The sequence below is a fragment of the Chitinophagales bacterium genome (assembly GCA_017303415.1).
Classification (GTDB): domain Bacteria; phylum Bacteroidota; class Bacteroidia; order Chitinophagales; family Chitinophagaceae; genus SpSt-398.
On sequence record JAFLBJ010000001.1, the window covers coordinates 1,440,210 to 1,465,589 of the forward strand.

20 protein-coding genes are annotated in these 25,380 nt (G+C 43.0%); 15 read left to right on the forward strand and 5 right to left on the reverse strand.

Translation table 11 applies throughout. The annotated features are described in order from the left end of the window. Positions 1–29 precede the first annotated feature (29 nt). The 12 genes from J0M30_06300 (at position 30) to J0M30_06355 (ending at position 17,133) form a co-directional block, all read left to right on the forward strand. The gene (locus J0M30_06300) at positions 30–893 is read left to right on the forward strand and encodes a MotA/TolQ/ExbB proton channel family protein (protein MBN8667100.1); all 864 of its coding nucleotides are present in this window, start codon (positions 30–32) and stop codon (positions 891–893) included. Positions 894–956: 63 nt separating this feature from the next. Continuing rightward, on the forward strand, positions 957–1,625 hold the full coding sequence (locus J0M30_06305) for a biopolymer transporter ExbD (protein ID MBN8667101.1): 669 nt from the start codon (positions 957–959) through the stop codon (positions 1,623–1,625). A gap of 24 nt (positions 1,626–1,649) precedes the next feature. After that, positions 1,650–2,297, forward strand: a complete 648-nt coding sequence (locus J0M30_06310) for a biopolymer transporter ExbD (protein MBN8667102.1) — start codon at positions 1,650–1,652, stop codon at positions 2,295–2,297. A 48-nt stretch (positions 2,298–2,345) separates the two neighbouring features. Then, complete coding sequence (locus tag J0M30_06315; GenBank protein ID MBN8667103.1) at positions 2,346–3,176, forward strand: energy transducer TonB; 831 nt, start codon at positions 2,346–2,348, stop codon at positions 3,174–3,176. Positions 3,177–3,349: 173 nt separating this feature from the next. Continuing rightward, positions 3,350–4,723 (forward strand): tRNA uridine-5-carboxymethylaminomethyl(34) synthesis GTPase MnmE, encoded by a 1,374-nt coding sequence (mnmE, locus tag J0M30_06320; GenBank protein ID MBN8667104.1) that lies wholly within the window; start codon positions 3,350–3,352, stop codon positions 4,721–4,723. A 370-nt stretch (positions 4,724–5,093) separates the two neighbouring features. Further along, complete coding sequence (locus J0M30_06325) at positions 5,094–5,396, forward strand: helix-turn-helix transcriptional regulator (GenBank protein MBN8667105.1); 303 nt, start codon at positions 5,094–5,096, stop codon at positions 5,394–5,396. Positions 5,397–5,410: 14 nt separating this feature from the next. Further along, complete coding sequence (locus J0M30_06330) at positions 5,411–8,185, forward strand: DEAD/DEAH box helicase family protein (protein MBN8667106.1); 2,775 nt, start codon at positions 5,411–5,413, stop codon at positions 8,183–8,185. Continuing rightward, positions 8,185–9,588: a restriction endonuclease subunit S gene (locus tag J0M30_06335; GenBank protein ID MBN8667107.1), complete on the forward strand. Its 1,404-nt coding sequence runs from the start codon at positions 8,185–8,187 to the stop codon at positions 9,586–9,588. The genes J0M30_06330 and J0M30_06335 overlap by 1 nt, the downstream gene beginning before the upstream one ends. Further along, the gene (locus J0M30_06340; GenBank protein ID MBN8667108.1) at positions 9,585–10,193 is read left to right on the forward strand and encodes a DUF4062 domain-containing protein; all 609 of its coding nucleotides are present in this window, start codon (positions 9,585–9,587) and stop codon (positions 10,191–10,193) included. Before J0M30_06335 ends, J0M30_06340 begins: the two co-directional genes overlap by 4 nt. Next, positions 10,190–11,641 (forward strand): putative DNA binding domain-containing protein, encoded by a 1,452-nt coding sequence (locus tag J0M30_06345; GenBank protein ID MBN8667109.1) that lies wholly within the window; start codon positions 10,190–10,192, stop codon positions 11,639–11,641. Before J0M30_06340 ends, J0M30_06345 begins: the two co-directional genes overlap by 4 nt. A 348-nt stretch (positions 11,642–11,989) precedes the next feature. Continuing rightward, complete coding sequence (locus J0M30_06350; protein ID MBN8667110.1) at positions 11,990–13,480, forward strand: SAM-dependent DNA methyltransferase; 1,491 nt, start codon at positions 11,990–11,992, stop codon at positions 13,478–13,480. Positions 13,481–13,503: 23 nt separating this feature from the next. Continuing rightward, on the forward strand, positions 13,504–17,133 hold the full coding sequence (locus J0M30_06355) for an AAA family ATPase (GenBank protein MBN8667111.1): 3,630 nt from the start codon (positions 13,504–13,506) through the stop codon (positions 17,131–17,133). A 298-nt stretch (positions 17,134–17,431) separates the two neighbouring features. Here the strand turns inward: J0M30_06355 and J0M30_06360 are convergent, their stop codons facing one another. Further along, complete coding sequence (locus tag J0M30_06360) at positions 17,432–18,043, reverse strand: NAD(P)-binding domain-containing protein (GenBank protein MBN8667112.1); 612 nt, start codon at positions 18,041–18,043, stop codon at positions 17,432–17,434. A gap of 108 nt (positions 18,044–18,151) precedes the next feature. On the opposite strand from J0M30_06360, the gene J0M30_06365 reads away from it, so the two are divergent. Both J0M30_06365 and J0M30_06370 read left to right on the forward strand, forming a co-directional pair. After that, positions 18,152–19,381, forward strand: a complete 1,230-nt coding sequence (locus J0M30_06365) for a helix-turn-helix transcriptional regulator (GenBank protein ID MBN8667113.1) — start codon at positions 18,152–18,154, stop codon at positions 19,379–19,381. Positions 19,382–19,399: 18 nt separating this feature from the next. Further along, complete coding sequence (locus J0M30_06370; protein MBN8667114.1) at positions 19,400–21,061, forward strand: beta-lactamase family protein; 1,662 nt, start codon at positions 19,400–19,402, stop codon at positions 21,059–21,061. 90 nt (positions 21,062–21,151) lie between these two features. On the opposite strand, the gene J0M30_06375 is transcribed toward J0M30_06370, so the two are convergent. The 3 genes from J0M30_06375 to J0M30_06385 all read right to left on the reverse strand — a co-directional run bounded on the left by J0M30_06375 (position 21,152) and on the right by J0M30_06385 (position 22,648). Continuing rightward, positions 21,152–21,646, reverse strand: a complete 495-nt coding sequence (locus J0M30_06375; GenBank protein ID MBN8667115.1) for a hypothetical protein — start codon at positions 21,644–21,646, stop codon at positions 21,152–21,154. 169 nt (positions 21,647–21,815) lie between these two features. Then, on the reverse strand, positions 21,816–22,082 hold the full coding sequence (locus tag J0M30_06380; protein MBN8667116.1) for a hypothetical protein: 267 nt from the start codon (positions 22,080–22,082) through the stop codon (positions 21,816–21,818). Further along, positions 22,079–22,648, reverse strand: a complete 570-nt coding sequence (locus J0M30_06385) for a sigma-70 family RNA polymerase sigma factor (GenBank protein ID MBN8667117.1) — start codon at positions 22,646–22,648, stop codon at positions 22,079–22,081. Before J0M30_06385 ends, J0M30_06380 begins: the two co-directional genes overlap by 4 nt. A gap of 109 nt (positions 22,649–22,757) precedes the next feature. On the opposite strand from J0M30_06385, the gene J0M30_06390 reads away from it, so the two are divergent. Next, positions 22,758–23,156 (forward strand): VOC family protein, encoded by a 399-nt coding sequence (locus tag J0M30_06390; GenBank protein ID MBN8667118.1) that lies wholly within the window; start codon positions 22,758–22,760, stop codon positions 23,154–23,156. 43 nt (positions 23,157–23,199) lie between these two features. Here J0M30_06390 and J0M30_06395 read toward each other — a convergent pair whose 3' ends face one another. Next, the gene (locus tag J0M30_06395) at positions 23,200–25,131 is read right to left on the reverse strand and encodes a LamG domain-containing protein (GenBank protein ID MBN8667119.1); all 1,932 of its coding nucleotides are present in this window, start codon (positions 25,129–25,131) and stop codon (positions 23,200–23,202) included. Between the last annotated feature and the right edge of the window lie 249 nt (positions 25,132–25,380).

A 25,380-nucleotide genomic window follows, 5' to 3' on the forward strand; every position in this document is an offset into this window, starting at 1 on the left:
TCTAAACTTAAAAATTAAAAACAAAGATCATGGCTGACACAAAACCGACTGCCGCAGCTACAGTTAAGGCGACATCTGTGCAAGTGAAAAAAAGCTCGAATGCGATTTCCTGGCTTGCCCCCATTCTATGTATTATTGCTGGTTACGCTTTTTGGCGTTTTGTACTCGGCGCTGATAGTGGATTTGGGATCCCCGATAAGGATGGTGGATTCTGGCCTGACCACAAAGAACCCAAGAACGCTCTTCACCGTATCTATGAGGGTGGTATCATCGTTCCCCTTCTGATCGGTATGTTCCTGATGGTTGTAGTATTTTCTATCGAACGTTTGCTGACCATTCGTAAAGCATTGGGTAGCGGCTCTATTGCCGACTTCATCCGCAAAGTACAGTATCACCTGGCCAACCGCAATGTGGAAGCCGCTCTGTCTGAGTGCGACAAACAACGTGGTTCCGTAGCGAATGTAATGCGCGCCGGTCTCCGTCGTTACAAAGAAATGACCGTGAATAATGAACTGGATACAGAACAAAAGGTATTGGCTATTCAGAAGGAAGTAGAAGAAGCTACTGCCCTCGAATTGCCCATGCTCCAAAAGAACCTGGTATTCCTTTCCACGATCACCTCGGTAGGTACCCTGATCGCCCTGTTGGGTACGGTAATGGGTATGATCCGCTCCTTCTCTGCCCTTGGTTCCGATGAAGGTGGTGGTTCAAACGCAGCTGCCCTGGCGATTGGTATCTCGGAAGCCCTGTATAATACCGCCCTCGGTATCGGTACTTCGGCTATCGCGATGATCATGTATAACGTTTTCACTACCAAGATCGATTCAATCACTTACGGCATTGACGAATCAGGCTTTACACTGACCCAGAGCTTCGCTTCCCTGTACAAATAATAGCAGGGTTCCGGATTATGGAAAAAGGTAAAAATTGAATCTCAATTATTAAATGTTTGAAACATGCCAAGTGTTAAGATACCAAAGAAGAGTACGGATGTGGACATGACCCCCTTTGTGGACGTGGCCTTCCTGATCCTTACCTTCTTTATCATGGCCACCAAATTCAAGCCACCGGAAGCGGCCGAAATTACTACGCCGAATTCTGTGTCTACTGAATTGTTGCCTGATAATGATGCCATTCTGGTCTCCGTGGACAGCGCCGGACGCGTTTTCTTCGAAATGTTGGTCCAGGCCAGCCCCCAGCTTAAATACGATGTGATCAGTAATATGAACACAACCCGTAACCTGGGACTGACTCAGGAGGAAATGACCAAATTCAAAAACAAGGTTCCAGCCGTGGGAATGCCCATTGCCCAGCTGAAAAGCTACCTCTCCATGAACGAAGAGGAGATGAAGCGGGTAAAAATGCCAGGCATCCCGGTGAATGACTCCCTGGGCGGTGAACTTTATTTCTGGATCCGTGACGCCATTAGCGTTATGGCCGGGAAAAAGACCAACTACCTGATCAAAGGAGACAACAACACCAAATATCCCATCTTCGACCAGGTGCTCAACGCCTTTAAGAAGAATGATATTTACAAGTTCAACCTGGTAACGACACCGGAAGGCGTTCCTGCCAATACGGATCGTGACCGCCTGAACAAGGCTATTTTATCGCAACGTAAATAGTTATTTAACCTGTAAAAAGATTTTATGGCAAGTATAGATACCGGTGGTGGTGATAGCGGTCATAAGAAAGGACCGGGTGTGAAAAAGGCCAAAAAAATGTCGACCCGTATCGACATGACACCGATGGTGGATCTCGGGTTCTTGCTGATCACGTTCTTTATCTTTACCACAACCATGAGCAGCCCCTCCACAATGGACCTGTTCATGCCGAAGGATACCGAAAAGGACGAAGATCAAAACAAAGCCAAGCAATCCGGCGCCTTAACCATCCTCCTGGCCAAGGACAATACCGCCTATTATTATGAGGGCGAACTAGCCCCCGATGCCTCCAATTTCAAATCGGTGAAATTCAGCGAATTACGTCAGATTATCATCAACAAAAAGAAAGATGTGATCAGCCGTTACGTGAATGACCCGAAATGTGTGGAGACAAAACTCACGGAATCCAAAGCCAGAGGCCGGGAAAAAACCCGCGCTGAGGCCGAAGATGAGTGTAAACAGGCCGATATGGTAGTGGTAATCAAGCCCAATAAAGAATCTACGTACAAAAATACCGTGGATATACTGGATGAGATGACCATCAACAATATCAAGCGTTTTGCGCTCGTGAATATTTCCCCCGTAGAGGATGAATTGATCGCCAAGACCGAAGGGGCTTCAGGCGGACAGTAGTCCTTTATGGAAAAAGAAAAGAATTGCATCTAATTCAAAAACAAGACAATGGACGTAAATAAAATATTGACCAGTGACCTGCTGGACCTGATCTTCGAAGGAAGAAACAAGGCCTATGGGGCATATGAGTTGCGCAAGACCTACAAAAAGCGCCTCACGATCGCCCTCCTGAGCACAGCCCTGGTCGCCATCCTCGCCCTGGGTGGGTCCTTGCTGGCCAGTGAGATCAAAAAGAACAGGAGTGAGAAGGTAAAAATCAACCCTGTGGAGCTGGCCAAGATCGAGGAACCCGAAGAAAAGAAAGTGGAGCCCCCGCCTCCCCCGCCCCCGGTAAAGGAGCCCCCCAAAGTGGAAATGACCAAATTCACCCCTCCCAAGATCGTAAAGGATGAGGAAGTGAAGAAAGAGGATATTCCACCAGAGCAGGAAAAACTCGAAGACACCAAGATCGATATCGTGAACCAGGAAGGTATCAAAGATGAAGGTATCGCCGTTCCGGTCATCGACCAGGGTAAACAGATCATCGAAGAAAAGAAACCCGAAGACGAGAACAAGGTATTTGAGAAAGTAGAGATCGAAGCCTCCTTCCCCGGTGGGGAAAGGGCCTGGGCCAACTATCTCCGCAAAAACCTCGATCCCAACGTTCCCGTTGATAACGGAGCCCCCGCCGGCACTTATACCGTTACCGTTCAGTTTATCGTGGACAAACAAGGAAATATCAGCGATGTACGCGCCTTGTCCAAACACGGTTTTGGAATGGAAGACGAAGCCGTTAAGATCATCAAGAAAGGTCCATCCTGGGAACCTGCCGTTCAGAACGGACGTAAAGTAAATGCCTACCGCCGCCAGCCGATTACGTTTGTGGTGGAAGAGCAGTAACCGACAGACCAGGATTTGAGGATTTTGGGATTTAAGGATTTGAGGATTAGGGGTATTTGATTTTCTTTAATTGAAATAAGTATGGCCAGATGAATTGATTTCATCTGGCCATTTTCTATTTATTTCATCCCTACTTTTGCATCACATTCATTCTCAAATTTTCAAATTCCCCAATCATCTCCACCTCCTGGAACGATACCATCCTTGCCCTTGCCACACCACCCGGAATTGGTGCCATTGGCGTTTTACGCGTAAGCGGGGATAAGGCCATTGCCATGGTCAATGCATTGTTTCCATCCAAAGACTTATCGGCTCAGGCCACGCATACGCTCCATGTAGGCTACTTAAAAACCGGGGATACCTTGCTGGACGAGGTAGTGATATCCCTGTATAAAGGCCCCCGGAGCTATACAGGAGAGGATGTGGTGGAGATATCCTGTCATGGATCTCCTTTTGTGCAGGAGCAGGTCATACAGGCCCTGATAGGACAAGGGGCCCGGTTGGCCAAACCCGGGGAATTCACCCAGCGTGCATTTTTAAAAGGCAAAATGGACCTGGCCCAGGCCGAATCAGTGGCTGATCTGATAGCCGCCAATAGTGAGGCCAGTCGCAATACCGCCCTGCACCATATCCGGGGAGGGTTTTCCAATGCCTTAAAGGAGTTGCGGGAACAGGTGCTCCAATTCTCCGCTCTGATTGAATTAGAGCTTGATTTTTCGCAGGAAGATGTGGAGTTTGCCGATCGTACCAAGTTCTGTGCCTTGCTCGAAAAGGCCCGCGTATTGGTCAATGACCTGCTAAAGTCCTTTCAGTTGGGGAATGTAATTCGCAACGGGGTCAGTGTAGCCATTGTGGGCAAGCCCAATGCCGGAAAATCCACTTTGCTCAATACCCTGCTCAATGAGAACCGGGCGATCGTAAGCGATATTGCCGGTACCACCCGCGATACCATCGAAGAACTCATCAATATCAATGGCATCCTGTTCCGGCTCATTGACACCGCGGGTATCCGCGACAGTGTAGATACCATTGAAACCATGGGGGTGGAGAAAAGCCGGGAGAAGATGCGGTCAGCCGACCTCGTATTATATCTGTTTGATGTATCCGCTGAAACGGCGGCCACACTCCATACCGAACTCGCTACCATTCAGGAGGCCAATCCCCGATTCCTTGCCGTAGGCAATAAGGTAGATACGTTGGGTGAGGAAAAGGCCTCGGCCAAATTTCCCGGCGAGAGTGTCTTGTATATTTCTGCCCGCACTCATTTACATGTTGACCTTCTCAAAGAAAGGCTTGTCGACAAAGTCCTTGAAGGCACGGTCAATACCGAAAGCACCATTGTCACCAATGCCCGTCATTACGCCTCGCTCAAGCAGGTAAACGACTCTCTGTCCGATATCGTTGCCGGTCTCGACAACCATGTTCCCGGCGACCTTCTCGCCCTCGACATCCGTCGCTGTCTCTACTATCTCGGCGAAATCACCGGGGAGGTTACAAATGAGGAGCAGTTGGATTATATTTTTTCGAAGTTTTGTATTGGGAAGTGATATTGTTTGTTCTTGTTTACTGTTTATTTGCTTTTGTTTGATTTTTAGTGAATTGGCTCAGTTTGCTTAGCCTGTTATTTGCACTTATTTGCTTTTAATTGCTCTTCTTTCGGCGTTTTTGTTGCCCGGTTGTGGCCCAAGTTGTTAATTTGTTGCCTGATTCTCACGATTTGATATTCAATATATTGGCTCTGTTATGAGCTAATTGTTACTTCTTTCATAGTGGATGCTTATGAAAATCTGCAAATGATTTAATCTGGCGATTCTTTTCTTATCCAATGATTATATTTGTCAATAGTTGGCAAGTCAGCAATTAAATATTGGTACATGGTTTTTAATTTAAGGCTTTTCACTTTTTAAAAAGTAAAAAATAGTGGCGAATCAATTTGGTGACCGGGTACGGCAATTAAGGGAACAACATCATTTGCTGTTAAGACAAGTTGCCCCTTTGCTGGAAATAGATACTCCTTTGCTGAGTAAAATTGAAAGGGGAGAACGAACGGCCAAAAAGGAACAGATAGCCAAGCTGGCAGAAATACTGAAGTGCAACAGGGAAGAACTGCTTACGCTTTGGTTGGCAGACCAGCTATATGATGTAGTAAAAGATGAAGACCTTGCTCTTAAAGCAATGGAAGCGGCAGAAGAAAAATTAAAAACAAAAAAGAAAAAATAATTTACAACCACCGGATGAATCAAAATCCTGAACAACTGGCAAGAGACCGAATAGACGAGCAATTGATTGCTTGCGGCTGGCTTATTCAGGATTTTAAGAAGAAGAATGTGTTGGCTGGTCCTGGTGTGGCCATCCGGGAATATGTTACCGATACCGGCCCGGCTGATTATGTTTTATTTGTTGATGGGAAACCGGTAGGTGTTATTGAAGCAAAAAGAGAAGAAGAAGGCCACAGGCTTACCATGCATGAAGAACAAACAGAAGATTATGCTTCGGCCAAATTAAAATACCTGGATAATGAGAAGCTGCCTTTCGTATATGAAAGCACCGGCGAACTGACAAGGTTCACCGATTTCCGTGATCCGAAACCCCGGTCCCGCCCGGTATTTGCTTTTCACAGACCGGAAACTTTCAGGGATTGGATAAAGAAAGGAAAATCGTTAAGGGCAAGTCTCCAAGATTTACCCATTCTGACCGAAGAAGGGTTAAGAGATTGCCAGATAAAAGCGATCAACAAACTGGAAAAATCTTTTAAAGATGCCCGTCCAAAAGCATTGATTCAAATGGCTACCGGTTCCGGTAAAACTTTTACAGCTGTCAGCTTTATTTATCGCTTGCTGAAATTCACCAATGCAAAAAAGATTTTGTTTTTGGTTGATACCAAAAATTTGGGTGAACAGGCCGAACAGGAATTCATGGCATTTCAACCCAATGATGATAACCGCAAGTTCACTGAACTGTATGGAGTGCATCGTTTGAAATCAAGTTACATTCCAACAGATAATCAGGTTTACATCAGCACCATTCAAAGATTGTATGCCGTATTGAAAGGTGCAGAACTGGATGAAGCAGCAGAGGAAGATAACCCCAATGAAAAATGGCAGCCCAAAGAAGTGCCGCCGGTGGAATACAACGAGAAATTGCCGATTGAGTTTTTTGATTTTATTGTAATAGATGAATGTCACCGCAGCATTTACAACTTATGGAAACAGGTGTTGGAATATTTTGATGCGTTTGAAGTAGGATTGACAGCTACACCGGATAAAAGAACCGTTGCCTATTTTGACCAGAACCTCGTTTCTGAATACTCACATGAAATGGCTGTTGCGGATGGTGTGAATGTTGGCTACAATATTTATATAATAGATACACAAATAACACAACAGGGAGCCACCTTGTGGAAAGGCGAGTACATTGAACACAGGGAACGCCTCACCCGGAAAAAGCGGCTGGAAATGCAGGATGAAGATGAATCCTACACCAATAAGCAACTGGATAAAGATATTGTGAACCCAAACCAGATAAGAACCATCATCCGCACTTTCAAAGAACATTTGCCTGAAATGTTTCCCGACCGCTACAATGAGAAAGGTGAGTATGAAGTTCCCAAGACATTAATTTTTGCAAAGACCGACAGCCATGCAGATGACATCATACAAATAGTAAGAGATGAGTTTGCAGAAGAAAACAGGTTTTGTAAAAAGATAACCTACAAAGCAACAGAAGACCCCAAGTCTGTGCTGGCACAATTCCGTAACGACTTTCATCCCCGTATTGCTGTTACAGTAGATATGATTGCCACCGGCACAGATGTAAAACCGTTGGAATGTTTGCTTTTTATGAGAGATGTAAAAAGCCGCAACTACTTTGAGCAAATGAAAGGCCGTGGCACCAGGACGATTGACCCCGATGATTTGAAGAAAGTATCTCCTGCCGCTAAGTACAGCAAAGACCATTTCATCATTGTAGATGCCATTGGTGTTACCAAAAGTTTAAAAACCGATAGCCGCCCGTTGGAGAAAAAGCCCGGTGTGCCGCTGAAAGATTTATTAGGCTCTATAGCAGTGGGTGCAAGAGATGAAGATTTGTTTACCACACTTGCAGGCAGGCTGGCAAGACTGAACAAGCAAATCACCGAAAAAGAAAGAAACCTGTTTATAGAAAAAGCAAATGGTAAAACCGTTTCGCAGGTAGTGAAAGATTTGCTGAATGCTTTTGACCCCGATACACTGGAATCATTACGAACAAAAGCAGAACAAGAAAATCCCGGGGCTGCATCGGTGGAGCAGGAGAAAAGATTTAATGAGTTGAAGAATGAATTGCAAAACAATATAGCCATAACATTTACCGGTGAGTTGAACGAGTACATTGAAAAAGTTCGCCGTGACCATGAACAGAAAATTGATTTGCAGAATCCTGATGCTATTACGAATGTGGGATGGGATAAAGACAATAAGGAAAAAGCCAACGAGCAGGTGCAGCAGTTTAAAGCATGGGTTGAAGAACATAAAACAGAACTCACTGCATTGCAGATTTTCTATGCACAGCCTTACCGCCGCCGGGAACTGACCTTTAACATGATTAAAGAAGTGCTGGAAAAATTACAGACCGATAAACCCAGCCTGGCTCCGCTGATTATCTGGCGGGCTTATGAGCAGATTGATAAAGCTATAGGCTCACCCAAAAATGAACTGATTGCACTGGTATCGCTGATACGCAAAGTGGCTGATTGGGATGAAACACTGACCAGCTACGAGAAAACAGTTGACCGCAATTTTCAGCAATGGATATTAAAAAAGAATGCAGGGAAGCACAACCTGTTTAATGAGGAACAGATGCAATGGCTGCGGATGATAAAAGAACATATTGCCAGCAGCATACACCTTGAGCCGGATGATTTGGATTACACACCTTTTGATGCAGCAGGAGGCAAGGGAAAAATGTGGCAACTCTTTGGCGACAAGATGAACGATATTATTAACGAATTAAATGAAGCACTGGCGGCATAATGAATATTGAAATATCACATAACTACATTAGTGTCCCATTAATTGAACTCCTTGATTATGTAATTGGAGGTGATTGGGGTAAAGAGCCAGAGTTGAAGGATGATGATTATTCTTTGGCATATTGTATAAGAGGCTCAGAGTTTAAGAACTGGAATACTGAAAAGGGTAAAACTGCGTCGCTTCGTAAGATCAAAAAAGGAAGCCTTGAAAACAGAAAATTACAGGAAGGCGATATACTTATTGAAATTTCCGGTGGCGGTCCAGATCAACCCGTTGGAAGAACGGTCGTCATAGATAAATCTGTTCTTTCATTTCAACCGGAAGTACCGAAAGTGTGTACAAACTTTCTGCGACTGGCAAGACCTTCAGTTCACTTAGATTATCGTTATGTAAATTATTATTTGCTTTTTTTCTACAAATACGGAGGAATTTCAGACTACCAGGGAGGAAGTAATAATCTTAGAAATCTAAAGTTTGATGATTATAGCAGCATCGAAATTCCAATAGCCCCTTACAATGAGCAGAAACGTATCGTTGAAAAAATAGAAGAACTATTTAGTGATTTAGAGAAAGGTGTAGAATATTTGGAGAATACTAAAAAGAAAATGAAGGTTTATAGGCAAGCGGTATTGAAATGGGCTTTTGAAGGCAAGATAACAAATGATAATTCTATTGCAATTGTTCCGTTGTCACAAACTGTTGAACAACCTAAATACGGCACCTCCAAGAAATGTGATTATAAAATAAAGGGAAAGGGAGTTTTGAGGATTCCGAACATTAGTAATGGGTTCATAGATTCACAGGATTTAAAATTTGCTTCATTTGAAAAGGATGAAATAGAAACATATTCGCTTAAAGAAGGCGACCTACTTACAATTCGTTCTAATGGAAGTGTTGATTTAGTCGGCAAATGTGCTTTAATAACGAAAAAGGACGAAAAATTTCTTTATGCTGGATATTTAATCCGTTTGCGACCAAATAAGGAAAAGGTTATTCCGAAGTTTTTATTTCTTGTTTTATCATCACATGATTTGCGTATCCAAATTGAATCGAAAGCAAAATCTTCAAGCGGTGTAAATAATATCAATTCTGAGGAATTAAAAAGCTTAATGATTCCGCTCCCATCAATTAAGCAACAAAAAATAATTCTACAAGAAATTGAAAGCCGCCTCAGCGTTTGTGACAAGATTGAAGAAATGATAGAAGAGAGTTTACAGCAAGCGGATGCACTTCATTACAGCATATTAAAAAAAGCATTTGAAGGCAGGCTGGTTCCGCAAGATCCCAACGATGAACCAGCCAGCATATTGCTGCAACGCATCAATGCTGAGAAGGAAAAAAATAAATTGGTGATGAATGGTAAAAAGGCTAAGTCAAGAACCAAACTGAAAGAGAAAGCATGAGCAAGGCAGTAAAACCAAAGAAATTAAAAATAATGGTGGCTTCCACCATTTATGGTTTTGAAGACCAGTTGGAACAGATATGTTCCACACTGCAGGGTTATGGTTATGAAGTTTGGAACTCACACATGAAAACTATTCCTGTTCATCCCGGCCTTTCCAACCAGGAAATTTGTTTACGGGCTGTTGACGCATGTGATGCTGTGTTTGGTGTAATCAGGCCACAATACGGGGCTGTTATTGCCGGAGATATTTCAATAACACACAGCGAAATGAAAAGGGCAATTGATCAGAGAAAACCCCGCTGGTTTGTTGCACACAGGGATGTTGCTATTGCAAGGCAGTTATTGAAGCAATATATGTTTGATGAACATGATAACCCTAACCCTGCTTTTACTTTCAGGCGGACAAATGTGATGGATGATATAAGAGTAATCCAGCTTTATAATGATACTATTTTAAATGCTGTTCCCCCGGCAGATCGTATAGGGCATTGGGTGGATGAATATTTCCGGGTAGGTGATATTCTCCGTTGCCTCGAAACACAGTTTGAAGATGTAGAAAGAGTGAGAACTATTGTTGAACAAATGAAAAATCCGGTAGCATGAAATCAGAACAACTTATAAAAGAATTATTGAAGCAGCAGGAAAGCGAACAACTGGAGTTCATGGAAGGTGTTCGTAAAGATGCCATTGGCCAAACTATCTGTTCCTTTCTCAATAATAACGGGGGGCAATTGTTGTTAGGTGTTACAGCAAGAAAACTACCGAAGCATATTGCTAATGCTGCTAAGGTCACAAAAGAATTAGAGCAATACCTTGTTAAAGAAATAATCCCTGAAGCAGCCGTAATGGTTTCTGTAGAAAAGGTTGATAAAAAAGATTTGATATTGATAAAGGTTTGGGGCGGTTCAAAACAACCTTATGTTTTTGGCGGCACTATTTATTATAGGAAAGGAGAAAATACCGTCCAGGCATCTTCAAAGGAAATTTCTGAGTTAATACATAACCGGCAGAAAACAGAGATTCATTGGGAAAGGCAACCGGCTTTGGGTGTTGAACTGGAAGATTTGGATTTAGAGGAAATTCAAATCACCATGGAGAAGGCAATTACTGATAATAGAATCAAGGAAAGTAAAAAGGAACCAATTGATTTTCTTTCATACTTCGGCTTATATCAGAATGGTTACTTCACCAATGCGGCTGTAATCTTATTTGCTAAAAAACCTTTCCGGTTTTTGCCGCAAGCCCGGGTCCGGGTTGCATACTTACAGGAAGGAAAGGGCGGCGCAAAATATTTTGATGATCAGTTACTGGAAGGTAACCTGTTTAAGAACATAGATTCTGTCCAGCAATTCTTTGACCGGCATTTGTCATTATCACGAAGTTTTAATCAAAAAAACTGGCAACGTAATGATGATTATTTATTTCCGATGTCAGCGCTTCGGGAGGGTGTTATGAATGCTCTTGTGCATAGAGATTACTCAAATAGCTCTGGTTCCGTCGCTATTTTATTATATCCCGATAAACTTGAAATAACTAATGCAGGAAAGTTGCCGCTTCCGTTAACTGCATTAAAAAGAAACCATCTTTCAATGCCTGTTAATCCTGATATAGCCCACATGGTTTTTTTGCGGGGATATATTGAGAAAATAGGGCGTGGTACTTTGAAAATACTGGATGCATGTAAAGAAGCAGGTTTGAAAATGCCGGTATGGTCGAAAGATAGTAATTCAGTTAAGCTGACTTTTTTCAGCAAGGTTAAATTACAAACGCCGGGAGTAGTTGAAGATAATTCAGCAATAAGGCAGCTTATTGATGAAGTTGCTAAAGAGGTTACTGATGTAGTTAAAGCAAGACTTATTCGGATTATAGAAATTGTTCAGGTTAAACCTGGTATTAAAACAAAGGATTTAGTGAGTGAATTAGGTGTAGCAGAACGTACAATAAAGGAGAATTTAAAAGTGCTGTTGGATAGTGGATTGGTGGTGTATGAGGGTAGTAAGAAAGCAGGTGGTTATATGGCAGGAAAAAAGGTACAAAGAAAGCTGCCTTAAAAGCTGCCCGATAAACCGCCCGATAAAATGCCTGATAATATGCCCGATAACCGGCATTATAAAGTGCCCGATAAACCGCACTTAAAATGAGGGTGTAAATATGGGTCTAAATGAGGGTGTATTTATGCCCTTTAACTTGCCCGATAAATGGATGACGGGGTAATGTCGGTGTAAATGGCGGGATAAAATGACGGTGTAATGAGGGTGTATTTGATGGAGTAAATGAGGGAGTAATTTCTGCCGGATATTACCGGATAGCCGGATGGGGCACCAATAACCAATGGTTTTCAACACATATCAATTTAGGAAAATTACCGGCTATTGCCGGATAGATATAAAGAAGTAAAGATGAGTAAAGAAAATACAGCCGCAATTGTCAGTAAGGTTTGGTCATTCTGCAATCCCTTACGGGATATTGGTGTTGGCTATGGGGATTACCTGGAGCAGCTAACTTATTTGCTGTTTTTAAAAATGGCAGATGAGTATAGCAGGCCGCCTTATAACCGCAAGCTGCCGATTCCAGCAGAATACAATTGGGAAAGCCTCACTTCAAAAAGAGGCGATGCACTGGAACTGCATTATACAAAAGTGCTGACAGCCCTTTCAAAACAAAAAGGAATACTCGGGCAGATTTTTGTGCAGAGCCAGAACAAAATAAAAGAACCGGCCATGCTCTATAAAATCGTTGACATGATTGACAAAGAGCAATGGGCTGTATTGGGTGCCGACATTAAAGGAACTATCTATGAAGGCTTGCTGGAAAAGAATGCAGAAGATACCAAAAGCGGTGCAGGGCAATACTTCACCCCAAGGGCATTGATTAAAGCAATGGTGGAATGTCTGCGGCCTCAACCCAACAAAACAATTGCCGACCCGGCCTGCGGCACGGGAGGGTTCTTTTTAGCAGCATATGACTATATCGCAAAAGGAAAATTGGATGCAGATCAGAAAAAGTTTTTAAAACATAAGACTTTCTTCGGTAATGAAATTGTAGCAGGTACAAGAAGAATGGCATTGATGAATATGTTCCTGCACAACATTGGAGATATTGATAGTGAGAATTTCATTTCACCTACTGATGCTTTGATTGCAGATTCAGGTTTGCGGGTAGATTATGTGTTGGCTAATCCGCCATTTGGTAAAAAGAGCAGCATGACTTTTACCAATGCTGAAGGCGAACAGGACAGCGAAGATTTAACCTATAACCGTCAGGACTTTTGGGTAACTACAAGCAACAAACAATTAAATTTTTTGCAACACATCCGCACAATGCTAAAATCAACCGGAATGGCGGGAGTTGTATTACCGGATAATGTCTTGTTTGAAGGTGGAGCAGGTGAAACCATCCGTAAAAAATTATTAGAGACAACTGACCTGCACACCATCCTCCGTTTGCCTACCGGTATATTCTATAAGCCGGGTGTAAAAGCTAATGTCTTGTTTTTTGATAATAAGCCAGCCAGCAAAGACCCGTGGACAAAGGAGATTTGGATTTACGATTTCAGAACGAATATCCATTTCACACTGAAGAAAAATCCAATGAAGCTGGATGATTTGCAGGACTTCATTAATTGTTACAACCCTGCTAACCGGCATAAACGCAAAGAAATTTTTAATGCTGAAACAAATCCTGAAGGCAGGTGGAGAAAATTTACTTATGATGATATTGTCAGCCGTGATAAAACCAGTTTAGATATTACCTGGATAAAAGATAAATCATTGGCTGACCTTGATAACCTGCCCGACCCGGATGTACTGGCAGGTGACATCATTGAAAATCTTGAAGCAGGACTGGAATGTTTCAGGGAAATAATGTTAACTATTAACGGAAAAGAATAGATACCAAAGCTAAACCTATCCTTATGCATATTACAATTCGTGTGGCATGGCACAACAATGGATGGAACGGTCATGTTTGCAATGAACCTGAGAAAAATACTTATTGCATCGGCAGGCATTCTTATCCAGGCGATTCAATAAAAGAAAAGCGAGACCTGGAATGGGAGCAAAGAGAAGACGTAAAGGGTAAATCTTGCAGTTCATTTACTGATAAATTTCCTGCGTGCAGTCTCAGCATTAATGCCTTTAGCACTGAGCCAACAAAAGCAATTGTAGATGCACCGGAATGGTTTAATGAAGATGCTAAACCTGCCGTTCTTGATATTCCTCAGGCAACTGTTTGTATCTGGCCTTATGAAGGAATGTATTCCGAAGATGTATTAAGAGAGCCCAATACAGGGCAGAAATATAATTACGATAACCGGCTGCAAAATGCCAAAGATTATTTTGCACAGCTAAAAGAAGATCAGACACTATTATTCTATTATGCAAATTACAGTAATCCATTTAGTGAAGATGAAACGCCAAAATATGTTGTAGTAGGGCTTTCAAGATTAAAAAAAATTGGTAAGATTCAGTTCTATGAAGATGTTTCAGATGAAGTGAAAGCAAAGAATGCAGGTGGTTTTGTGTGGCAGATGCCGCTTACTTCTCACTATCCGGATGAAGGCTTTGCTATACCATATCAAAAATACATGGACAGGCCCGAAGTGCTGGAGAGGATTGTGCTGGTTCCCGATTATCAGCGCAATTTTAAATATGCAACACGGCCTGTTTCGGATGATGATTCATTGGCATTGGTAGAGAGGTTTATTGAAATAGTGAATTACCTGATTGAAATTGGCGATGATACCCAGAACTGGGAAGAAAGAAGAAAATGGCTGCTTAATCTTTTTACAGAGTTATGGAAAAAGCGGGGTGCTTATCCCGGCTTGCCAGAGGTAATGGCTCATATTGATTTTGTTGAAGCCATTGACTATTACAAAAAGAGAGTACCAAAAGGTCACGATAAGTTGGCTTACCAAAACATTAAAGATTTTCTTTCGGGCACTGCTACAGAAATACCTGGTGTGGCAATACCGGCTGCAAGGTTAAAAGAAGTAAAACGCAACTGGCAGTTGATGGAGCAAGAAGAAAAAGATGTCCTGTTAAATTGCCTTGTACGCTTTGCTTTATCTGGTACACAAATAGCCAACATACTTTCAGTAAAGAGAGAACAAAACAGCCTTTATGTATCGCTGAAAGATATTATTGAAAACCCCTACCTGCTATGCGAACAATATGTAGGTGATGATATTGATGACCATATTTCTTTTCATTCGATAGACCATGGTATCATTCCGAACCCCGATTTAGGTATTGAAAACATCTTTCCTAAAAATGCTGCTGAACGCTTTCGGGCATTGTGTGTGGATGTACTGAAAAGGGAAACAGTTCATTCTTTTATTTCCCAAACAAAAGCATTGTTTCATATCAATAACAAACTGAGTTATTTGCCCGACTGGAAAAATCATCAATTCACTCCTAAGTATTTTGAAGTAGATGCGGAGTTTATTGAGAAGGCCGTTAAGTTCAGGAAGCATAATGAAGAAAATTTTCTCTACCTGATTGAAGTGTATGAAGATGAAAGATTGATAGAAACAGTGATGAATGAGTTACAGCAAAGGGCTGATATACCTTTAAAAGTTGAGATTACTGATAAGACATTCTTCAACTTGTTGAAAGACCCCAATAGTCCTTTGAACAATAAAGCGCCGGAGCAATATGAGGCGGCATTAAAGGGACAGGCAAAAGTTTGCCAGAAAGTATTTACTAAACCGGTATGTGTAATTGCCGGCGCTGCCGGCACAGGAAAAACCACCATCCTGAAGTCAATTATTAAAAGTATTGAAAAAGCACATGGTGCCGGCACTGGCATCATATTATTAGCTCCTACGGGTAAAGCATCGGAACGCATAAAGGAAAAGTCAGGTAAAACAGCATCTACCATTCATTCATTCCTGGCAAATCAAAACAGGGCTTGGTTGAATGACAACTTTACTTTTAAACGAAGAGGTGGTAAAGTAGATGGCTCTATTACCACACTTATTGTTGACGAATGTTCAATGATTGACTTATCACTTTTTGCCACTTTATTCCGTAGCATTAACTGGAATAGTGTACAGCGATTGATTCTTGTTGGCGACCCAAACCAGTTACCACCTATCGGGCATGGTAAAGTATTTTCAGATGTAATTGAATGGATGAAGATGAGCAGCCCTGATAATTTGGGCAAGCTGGATATTAATGTCCGGCAGTTGGAAAATAAGGCAAAGGGTGATGGTAATGGTATATTGGAATTAGCAGAGATCTTTATTCAGGAAAAGCAATCCGAAGAAAATTTTAATAAGGCAAAACAGGAACAAATATTAAAAAGAGTGCAGCAGGGCGGTGTGATAGATAAAGACCTTTCAGTACAGTATTGGAACGATATGGATGATCTGGAGCTGATGCTGAAATCAATTATCATTAAAGACCTGGAGGAACAAACCGGGGAAGAAGCAGAACCGGGCAAGTTTTATAATATCTGGGGTAAAGCCATCCGGCTTAACAACGATTATGCAGATCCTATATACCTGCAAGTCCTTTCACCGTACAGGGGTGAATTTTACGGAACAGATTACCTGAACACTTTCTTTCAGGAACTCTTTAATGGCTATCAGGCAAAGAAAAGCCAGTTGGATGGAATTGCATTGTATGATAAAGTCATTCAATTCAGGAACCGGCCAAAGTCAAATCAAATAAGTGCATACAGTTGGACTGAAAAGAGAAATGTCAAGATTGATATTTACAATGGTGAAATAGGTTTTGTAGTTCCCCATCCTTTTGATAAAACAAAAGTGGGCTCACCTTATTATCGCTTAAAGAATTTACAGGTGAAGTTTGACAGACGGAATGACTATAATATCAATTACGGGTTCAGGAAAGATTTCTATGACAAAATCATGTTCAATGAACCGGTAGAAGAAAATATTGAATTGGGATATGTTATTTCGGTACATAAGGCGCAGGGCAGTGAATTTAACAGGGTATATTTTATTCTGCCAAAGAAAAGCAGTCCCTTATTGTCAATGGAATTGCTTTATACTGCCATAACAAGGGCGCAGAAACATCTTACCATTTTTGCTCAGGAAGATGTTTCCACTTTTATACAGCTTAGTAAGATTGAAAAATCAAATATCCGCAAGATTAACTCTTCTATATTTGAATTTGAACCTTTACCGGATTTACTCTTTGCATTGTCTGCAAACTGGTACGAAGACCAGAAGGTGATTGCAACGCTGTCAAAGTATTTTGTTCGTTCCAAATCAGAAATGAACATTGCCAATATTCTCCAGCTCAAAGGCATTCCTTTTGAGTACGAAGTACCAAAGTTTGCTCCCAATGGTTCCATGTATCTTCCTGATTTTACTATCCGCTGGCAGGGAACCGAATATTTTTGGGAGCATGTTGGCCGCCTGGATTTACCGGAATATAAAAATCATTGGGAAACCAAAAAGAAATGGTATGACAAACATTTCCCAGGTCAGTTATTAGTAACCTACGAAGGGCCGGATCAGACAAGACAAATAGCTGAAATCCTAAAGACAAAGTTCAATATTTTGGTCGATTAATAAATTTTGTCGAAAAGAGTCACCTAATTTAATTGCTATTGGCATTCTAATTCTTTTAAGGAATTAACCGATGTAATTTGTTTTTCTTTGTTATATACTTGCCTTTTTTATTATTTTTTTGTTGCCCAATTGTCGCTTTTCGTATCTATGTTATTGGTAGTCAAGTAGTGTGCATTGTTGTATTGGGAAGTGAGAAAGTCCTCTACTACAAAGACCTATTTAATCTTAGTAACAAAGAAAATTTGTGTTTGCTACGTTTAGCATGCATATCTCACCCTCCAACGACAATAATCATCCCTCACCTCCTTACAAGCTTCCACCCAATCCCCCTACCAATGCCCTGCATTATAGCCAGATTGATCCAACAGAGTGCAAACTTTTCCAAGAGTTCTACCTTATCACTTTTACCAAAATCAATACATGATCCAAAACCGCAATCGAGGGCGAGTTGATGGGCTATTGTCTTGGCCCTTTGATTGTCACCGGCCATAAACATATCGAGTGGTCCGGTGGGATAAATGGGATGGAGCATGTTTTCGAACCCTGTGGAGTTAAAACATTTCACCAGATCGGCTTTTGTTTGTGCGGCGAGGTAATGGAAAAGGGTAGGGTGGCCATGTACCTGGTTATTGATGCTATTGGTGGCATCGATCACGACTTTTCCGGTAAGATCACCCATCAAGGGCAGTACATCATCAATGGCTACTGGAGGAATGGCCAGGAGGATCACCTCTGATAGAGCCGCCGCCTCGGTAATGAACAGGGCCCGGGTATTATCATTCTGTAATAATTCCTTTCCCTTGAATTGGTTAATGTCTTTCACTCCTAATTGAATTTGGTGACCTGTTTTTGACCATTGGGTGGCCAGGGCGCCGCCCACATTTCCCGTTCCAATGATGGCTATATGCATGGTATTTTTTTGATTTAAGCGAATTTACTTTCTCTCAGAGGGTTTACCGGCCTAAGGGTTACACACTTTTTGGAATGTAAGGTGGAAATCAATAATTTAAATGACATTATGTTTTTCCATTTCAACGACAAGAGCAGTATTCTCTTATTCTTTTTCCTGAATGGATGGGTGCTGACCCTGCTGCTTTTGATCAAGAGCTACCAGAAAAGGGAATTGGCTAACCTGTTTCTTGCTCTGTTTATTTTTCTGGCAACCCTGTATATCTCCCCCTTTATGCTGGGATATGCGGGTTGGTATTCGAAAGAACCTTACCGCCAATTTCTCTTTTATGCCCCGCTTCAGCATTTATTTTGGATACCACCTGTTCTGTTCCTCTATGTACGCTCCCTGCTTGATCGGTCCTTTCGCCTGAGTTGGAAACACGGGTTGCATTTTCTCCCAGGGGCCCTTTATTTATTCTATATCCTTGGTCTCTGGGTGATAGATGGGGTATCCAATAACGAAACGGGATTTTATGCAGACGGGAGAGATAAGGACCTGGACCCCTGGTACCAGATAACCGGGTTTTTCTTCCTGGTCTATTATTCCATTCGGTCGGTAAGGGAATATTTCAGGTATCTCCGGTTAACCTATGAGTCGGTTAGTTTCGCTGACCGCATCCGGTTCAGGTGGCTCAGGTTTGTTCTTTTCCTTTTTTTGCTGCTGCTGGTCCTACGCATACTGTTCTTCCTGTTCAATCCGGAATGGGGCCAGTTTGGAAGTAAATACTGGTACTATCTCTGTTTTTCTGTGGTCACCTACCTGCTGGGTATCATTGGTTATGGAAATAGCATGGTGACCCCCACCTCCTTTGATATTTTTTCAGAAAAAACCAATGCTGCGCCCACGCAGCATGAGAAAGATGAATCAGCGCAACCGGATAATTTGCTTTCCACCAGCCAGACTTCTCCAGATCCGGCGCTTGCAGCGATTCGGGAAATCATCATTCATTTTATGGAAAATAAAAAAGGGTATGAAGACCCCATGCTTACCGTTACCGACCTCAGCCGGGCCATTAATATACATCCCAAAAAAATATCATTTGTTATCAATAAATCCTTTGGAAAAAATTTTAATGACTATGTAAATGGCTACCGGGTACAGGCGGTGATTGACCGGATCGGACTTGGAAAACACGATACCCAAACCCTGATGGGACTGGCCTACGATGCCGGGTTCAATTCAAAGTCCACCTTCCTGAGGGCATTTAAAAAGGAGACGGGCTTAAATCCCAGTGAATTTGTGCGGAAAAAGGGTTCAAATCCTGATTTGGGGCGGCTTAATGCAGAGACAGATTGATTTTTATAAAAAAAATTGATGACAAGATCCCTACTCCTTGCCACCTTCCTGATGAACCTGGTTCTGTTTTCTTTTGGCCAGTTACCGGAGAAAATTTCGCCGCAGACCATTGCCCGCCTGGATTCACTGACCACCCTTTACAGTTCGCCGGGAACCCCGGGTGTAGCCTCAGCCATAATCAGGAATGGCAAAAAAATCTATGAAAAATATGAAGGGTTGGCTGAACTGATAGACAGCTCGGCTATTGGCTCCTCCACGCGTTTCAATATCGCCTCCAACGCCAAACAGTTTACGGCCCTGGCCATTCTCAAATTGGAACAGGAGAAAAAGCTGTCACTCGACGAGGACATCCGCCATTTTTTCCCGGGCCTTTATCCGGGTATAAAACAAAAAATTTCCATACAACACCTCCTGACCCATACCAGTGGCATACGTGATTTTTATGACCTGCTATCCTTACAAGGCATCACCTGGTGGAAGAATAGCCTGGACAATCAGGATGTATTGAATATGTTGATGCGGCAAAAGGAATTGAATTTTTTACCCGGGACCCAATACCTGTATAGCAATTCCAACTATGTATTGCTGGCGCTGATCATCGGGAAAGCCTCAGGCCAATCTTTTCTTCAATATACCCAATCACTATTTGATCGGTTGGGTATGAAGGAGACCTCGTTTTGTGTTGACACGGCCCTGCTTACCGGCCAGATCGCAAAGGCTTATTTTAATTTTCAAACCTGGACCACCTACCCCTGGAAATGGAAAGTGGTTGGAGATGGAAATTTGTTTTCCTCAATGGCCGATCAGGTTCAATGGGAACGGATTCTTCAGGGAGAGAAATTGACCGATCTCGATCCGGCGGTCATTCAAAAAAGCCAGGAATTCTCATGGCCAGCCAATCCCGGTTCGTATGGATATGGATTGGAAAAGGGCGTGTACAAAAACCGACCTATCCTTTTTCATGAAGGAGCTACAGGAGCATTCAAAGCCATGACCATCCGTTTTCCGGAAGAGAGAATCAGTTTTATCACCTTGACCAATTCGGGAAGAATAACTCCCAACCCTCAAAACTATCAGTTGGCAGATATTTTTCTGAACCTTCCGGCCAATGAAGGTTCCTTCCTTACCCGGCCGGTAAAAGAAGGAAAACCCGTTTTGGAAAAGGAGATATTGGGTTTTTATACGGATGGAGACCGGTTCTATTTTCAATTCATACAAAAGGACAGCGCTTTGTTTCTTCGTCGCTATGGCAGAAACGATGTGAAATTGGAACGGGAGTCATCCAATGTATTTCACCAGGTGAATGATCCTGCCTTTAAACAGGAATTTAACTTGGGTCAAAATGGAAAATGGGAGGTCACAGCCTATTATACTTCTCATGCACCTTATACACTCAGTCGGGAAGCGCTTCCCGGTCCTGCATACGATTTTACCACCTGGAATGGACAATTCAGAAATGAAGAGATAGACCTGGAAATGAAAATTACATACCAGGATAATTTGACCTATTCCATAATCCTGCGAGGTAATGACACCACCACGGGTGTGCTCCTGGCTCCTGACCGGTTACTCTTCGATGGGTATTTACTAAAGAGGATGCCCAAGGGAAAACGCAGAACAGACCTCTTGTTGTTTGGAAACCGGATACGGGCGGTTCGGTTTGTTCGCCATCGAATGTAGAGGATGGAGAAAGTCCGGCTGAGAGGTGCTTCCAGGGCTCCCCATTTATTTAACAAGAAATGGCAGGGAATTTTACCCACTGGTCAATGCTTACGAATTCTCCCGGTACCTGATCGTCGACGAGGCCACCCCATATCCCTTGGGAAGCTCAATCGTGGAAACGGCGCGTATGCCTATTTTGATCAGGGCCATATGGTGAATGGCATGTTCGAGGTTATAAGCCAGTTCGCGGTAATAATTGGTTTGAAAAAGGAGTGGCGTGTCTGATAATTCATCAAACCCGGCTTCGAGGGTCAGGTCCTTGTCTTGCGGATGGAGGTTTTGCAGGATTCGGTGAAGCGTTTGAATCGCTATTTCCCGTTGGGTCTCAATCTGGATATCCCTTTTCCGGTGTTCATAATTGACGGTGCCGTATGCATAGCCTTCTTCGAGACAGACCATCATCTCCAGGATGTGCCGAATGTGTTGTCCAATGGTCGCGCCCGACAGGGTATCGATCTTTTGAACAAATTGCTCCTCTGTGAGCTCCGTGATGGAAGCCTCCAATAACCTTAAAATAGATTGCACTGAATGATGGATCGTCATCGAATGTTTTTTATTCCTTTATCCCATTCCCCGGTCGCCCGAAAATTAAAGGATTTCTGGTAATCCGGTACTGGTATAAGATCATGTACGCGTATAAGGACGCAGTGGTTTTCTTTTCCTTACAGGCAGAATGAAAAAAATAAGGTCTTTTTTGAATTTTTTTCGCTGTTTAGCTGGTGGGAGGAAGGTCTTGCAAGGTCTTTTTCAATCTTTCCCGGGTCGGGGTGGAAAGGGTATCTGAGGCGAAAATGGACTGGCTTTCTTGTTTGATCCGGGAGGTCTGTTTCTCAAATTTCTTGCAGGCTGCGCACAGGGAGGTATGTACCGATAGTTTGAGCCTGTCTGTCAGCGACAATTTTCCTTCTTCCTTTTTGGCCATGAAAAAAGTGGCTTCATGGCAGTGGATCATCATTTTATTTACCAGGGACGATTTCATACCTCTCCATTATTGAACCCTTGCTTTTCCACGCATTCGCGCATCTGAAGCCTGGCCCGGTGAATCAATACCCAATAGTTAGACGAACTAATATTTAAAACCTTACAGATTTCATCGGAATCAAGATCTTCCAGGTATTTAAGTACAAAAACATGCTGTTGGAGGTTCTTCAGGTGGTCCTTGCACCAATTAATGATCCGGCGGATCTCTTTTTGGTCAAGCAGGGGCCATTCCCGGGGTGTGCGCTGGGGTATCCAGCCTCCTTTTTCATCAAACCACTCCTCATTTACTGAGGCGAGGTCGGGCATGCTGACGACAGAAGCCTCACGTGATTTTTTTCGAAAATGGTCAATGATTTTATTTTTCAGAATAGCGAATAACCAGTTCTTTTCTGAGGCCTCGCCTTTATAAGATTGTAGTCCTTTGAGGCCGGAAAGAAAGGTTTCCTGTACCAGGTCTTCAGCCAGGGCAGGATCATTTAGACGGGGTAAGGCATATTGATACAACAGGTCGCCATAGTTTTCTATCCAGGTATGGGGATTAGCTTCAGCGGGATTCTGGCTCATTCGTGGGGCGATTTGTAGCCCTAAATATAAGGCAAACCCGCTGTGCAGGCTATATCCGATATTTGTACACTGTCAAATTACTATTATCCTTTTTTTGTAAACTATACCCATGCCCCAACACCTCCACCAGATCAGCCTGCTCGTCAATGATTACGATGAAGCCATTGCCTACTACACCAACATCTTAGGCTTTGAATTAATAGAGGATACGGTACTTACCCCTGCCAAACGTTGGGTGGTGGTTAAACCATACGGCCAGAAAGGGAGCTGCCATATTCTGTTGGCAAAGGCCGCAACAGAGGAGCAGGTTAAGTTTATTGGTAATCAAAGCGGCGGAAGGGTATTCCTGTTTCTTTATACCGATGATTTCTACCGCGACTATGACCTATACCAGAGCCGGGGCGTCGAGTTCATCAGACCTGTGGCAAAGGAACCCTATGGTACCGTGTCGGTATTTAAAGATATGTATGGTAACCTCTGGGACCTGATACAGCCTTTGGATTATTGATGTTCGGCTGTACGGAGACTTCAAGTCTCCGTACTATAAAATACTATTCAACAACCAACACCTTACTAAACCCTCCCTCTTCATTCCCCACCAAATACATTCCCGCTTTCACTCCCGTCATCAGCACAGTATTCCATCCTTCTGTCACTTGTTTTTTCCAGATCAGTTTTCCACTCATGTCGATGAGCGAGATCTGTTGAGACCTGTCGGATTGTAGTTTCAGTGCCTCATTGGCGTGAATGGGATTTGTTAGCAAAACAAGCCCGATTTGATTTTTTGTAAAATAAATACTCCGTGTCTCCGATAAACTATGACTTCCATCCAGGTCAACCTGTTGAAGCCGGTAATAGTTCATGCCTTTTATTGGGAGGATATGTGTGTAGGAATAATTTGAAGTGCCAGCACTGTTTCCAGCAGCATTCACCCGTCCGATGTTTTCCCACTGACGTCCGTCCTTACTATATTCAATTAAGAAATGACTCGTGTTGCGTTCTTGTTGTGTTGACCAGTTAAGCTGCACCCTTTCACCCTGTTTGATGGCCGTGAATTGTCCCCATTGTAGGGGCAACAGAAAGAAGCCGGAGTTCTGGGCTACAAAATTGGAAGCGGAACCTGTCAAGGCGAAATTGTTCAGGGTGCCGCTGTTATTATTTTTCAGGTCTAGCAGGGAAAGGATACCTGTATTCGTTCCAGCCGTCAACCCCTGATTAAAGGTATAATAAGCCACCAGGTTGGATGTGGTGGGGTCGATCTCACTGTTTTTATTTGCCTGAATGTCGGCCTGGCTGCGTACAACATTCCAGATACGGAGTTCATCGATCGTGCCATTGAAGTATTGCATGTTGGTCTGTAATTGACCCAACGTGATACGGGGAGGTGCGGAGCGTAAGCCTGTGCCACCTGTACCTGAGGCTTCAAGGGTACCATTGATATAAAGCCGCATGGCCCCTGTACTCTGTTGCCAGCTCACAGCCACATGAAACCAACCACCTGTATTGATATCGGTCAATGAATGGATGGTTACATCCGGGTTGCCAATGCCAAAAGCCAGTTTTGATCCGGTAAGGGCTGTTCCAAAATCTGTTGTACCCCCACCTACCTCTGCATCCACGATCCCATTTCCACCATACCATTGTGTGCCGGTAGTACCCGGACCTGTCGAACTGGTGCTTACCCAAAATTCCATCGTGAAATCACTACTGATCACCTGGGGAATGACCACGTTGTCATTTGATCCATCAAATTTCAAGGCATTAGCCGAAAACTGAATGGGCGAAGCTACCCAGGCCGGGCTATTGGTCAATGTTCCTCCAAGTCCGCTAAAGTTGGTACTGAAATTCGCAGCGCTTGTCCCACTGCCTTCATTCATTTTATAATAGGCTACAAGACCGCTGGCAGTGGCGGAAAGGTCTTTATCGAACATATAGATTTTGATCTCCGTTAGGGTGCGCGCTGAATTCCAGATACGCATATCATCCAGATATCCACTCAAATACTGGGAAGAGGTTACCCGGCCTCCCAACCGAAGTGGCTGTGTATTGGCGGTTAGTGTCGCAGGTTGGCTTCCGGCCGAATAACTACTGGTCCCATTCAGATAACAGGTAACCGTGGTTCCATTTTTTATCAGGGAAATATGCGACCATTGGTTTAGCGGGGTAACGAGTCCGGTATTGGTCCAGGACCAATCTGAACCTGCTCCATTTGCACTCAGGGCATAGCGGATGGTTCCATCAGGAAATCGCGCGATCTCATAGCTCGATTCTTTGTTGATGATGATGCCACCCTCTGTGCCAGAGGATCCCGTGCCGGTGGGATAGATCCAGGTTTCAATGGTAAAGTTGCTGCTAAGATCGATGGCATTGTTGTCTGCGATTTCTATATAATCATTCGTTCCATCAAAATTGACTGCGTTGTTGGTTTGCGCCTGTACATGAATGGAAATAAAACAAAGAACGGCGAGTAAAGATCTTTTCATCTTTGGTTGCTGATTTGGGTTAGTGATTACGTAACGTGGTTGGCTAAACTATGATGCACAAACGAGACAGAACCATTAATATTTTCTACAGGTAAAGGATTAATGTGAATATCAATTTAATTTAAGTGTATTCACCTATGCGTGCTCTGGATAGAATAAGTAAGAAGAATGTTTTTCTTTGTGTCCTTCGTGCCTTCTTTGTGTTCTTCGTGTCCTCCTACGCAAGTCTGGCGTAGGAGGACACGAAGG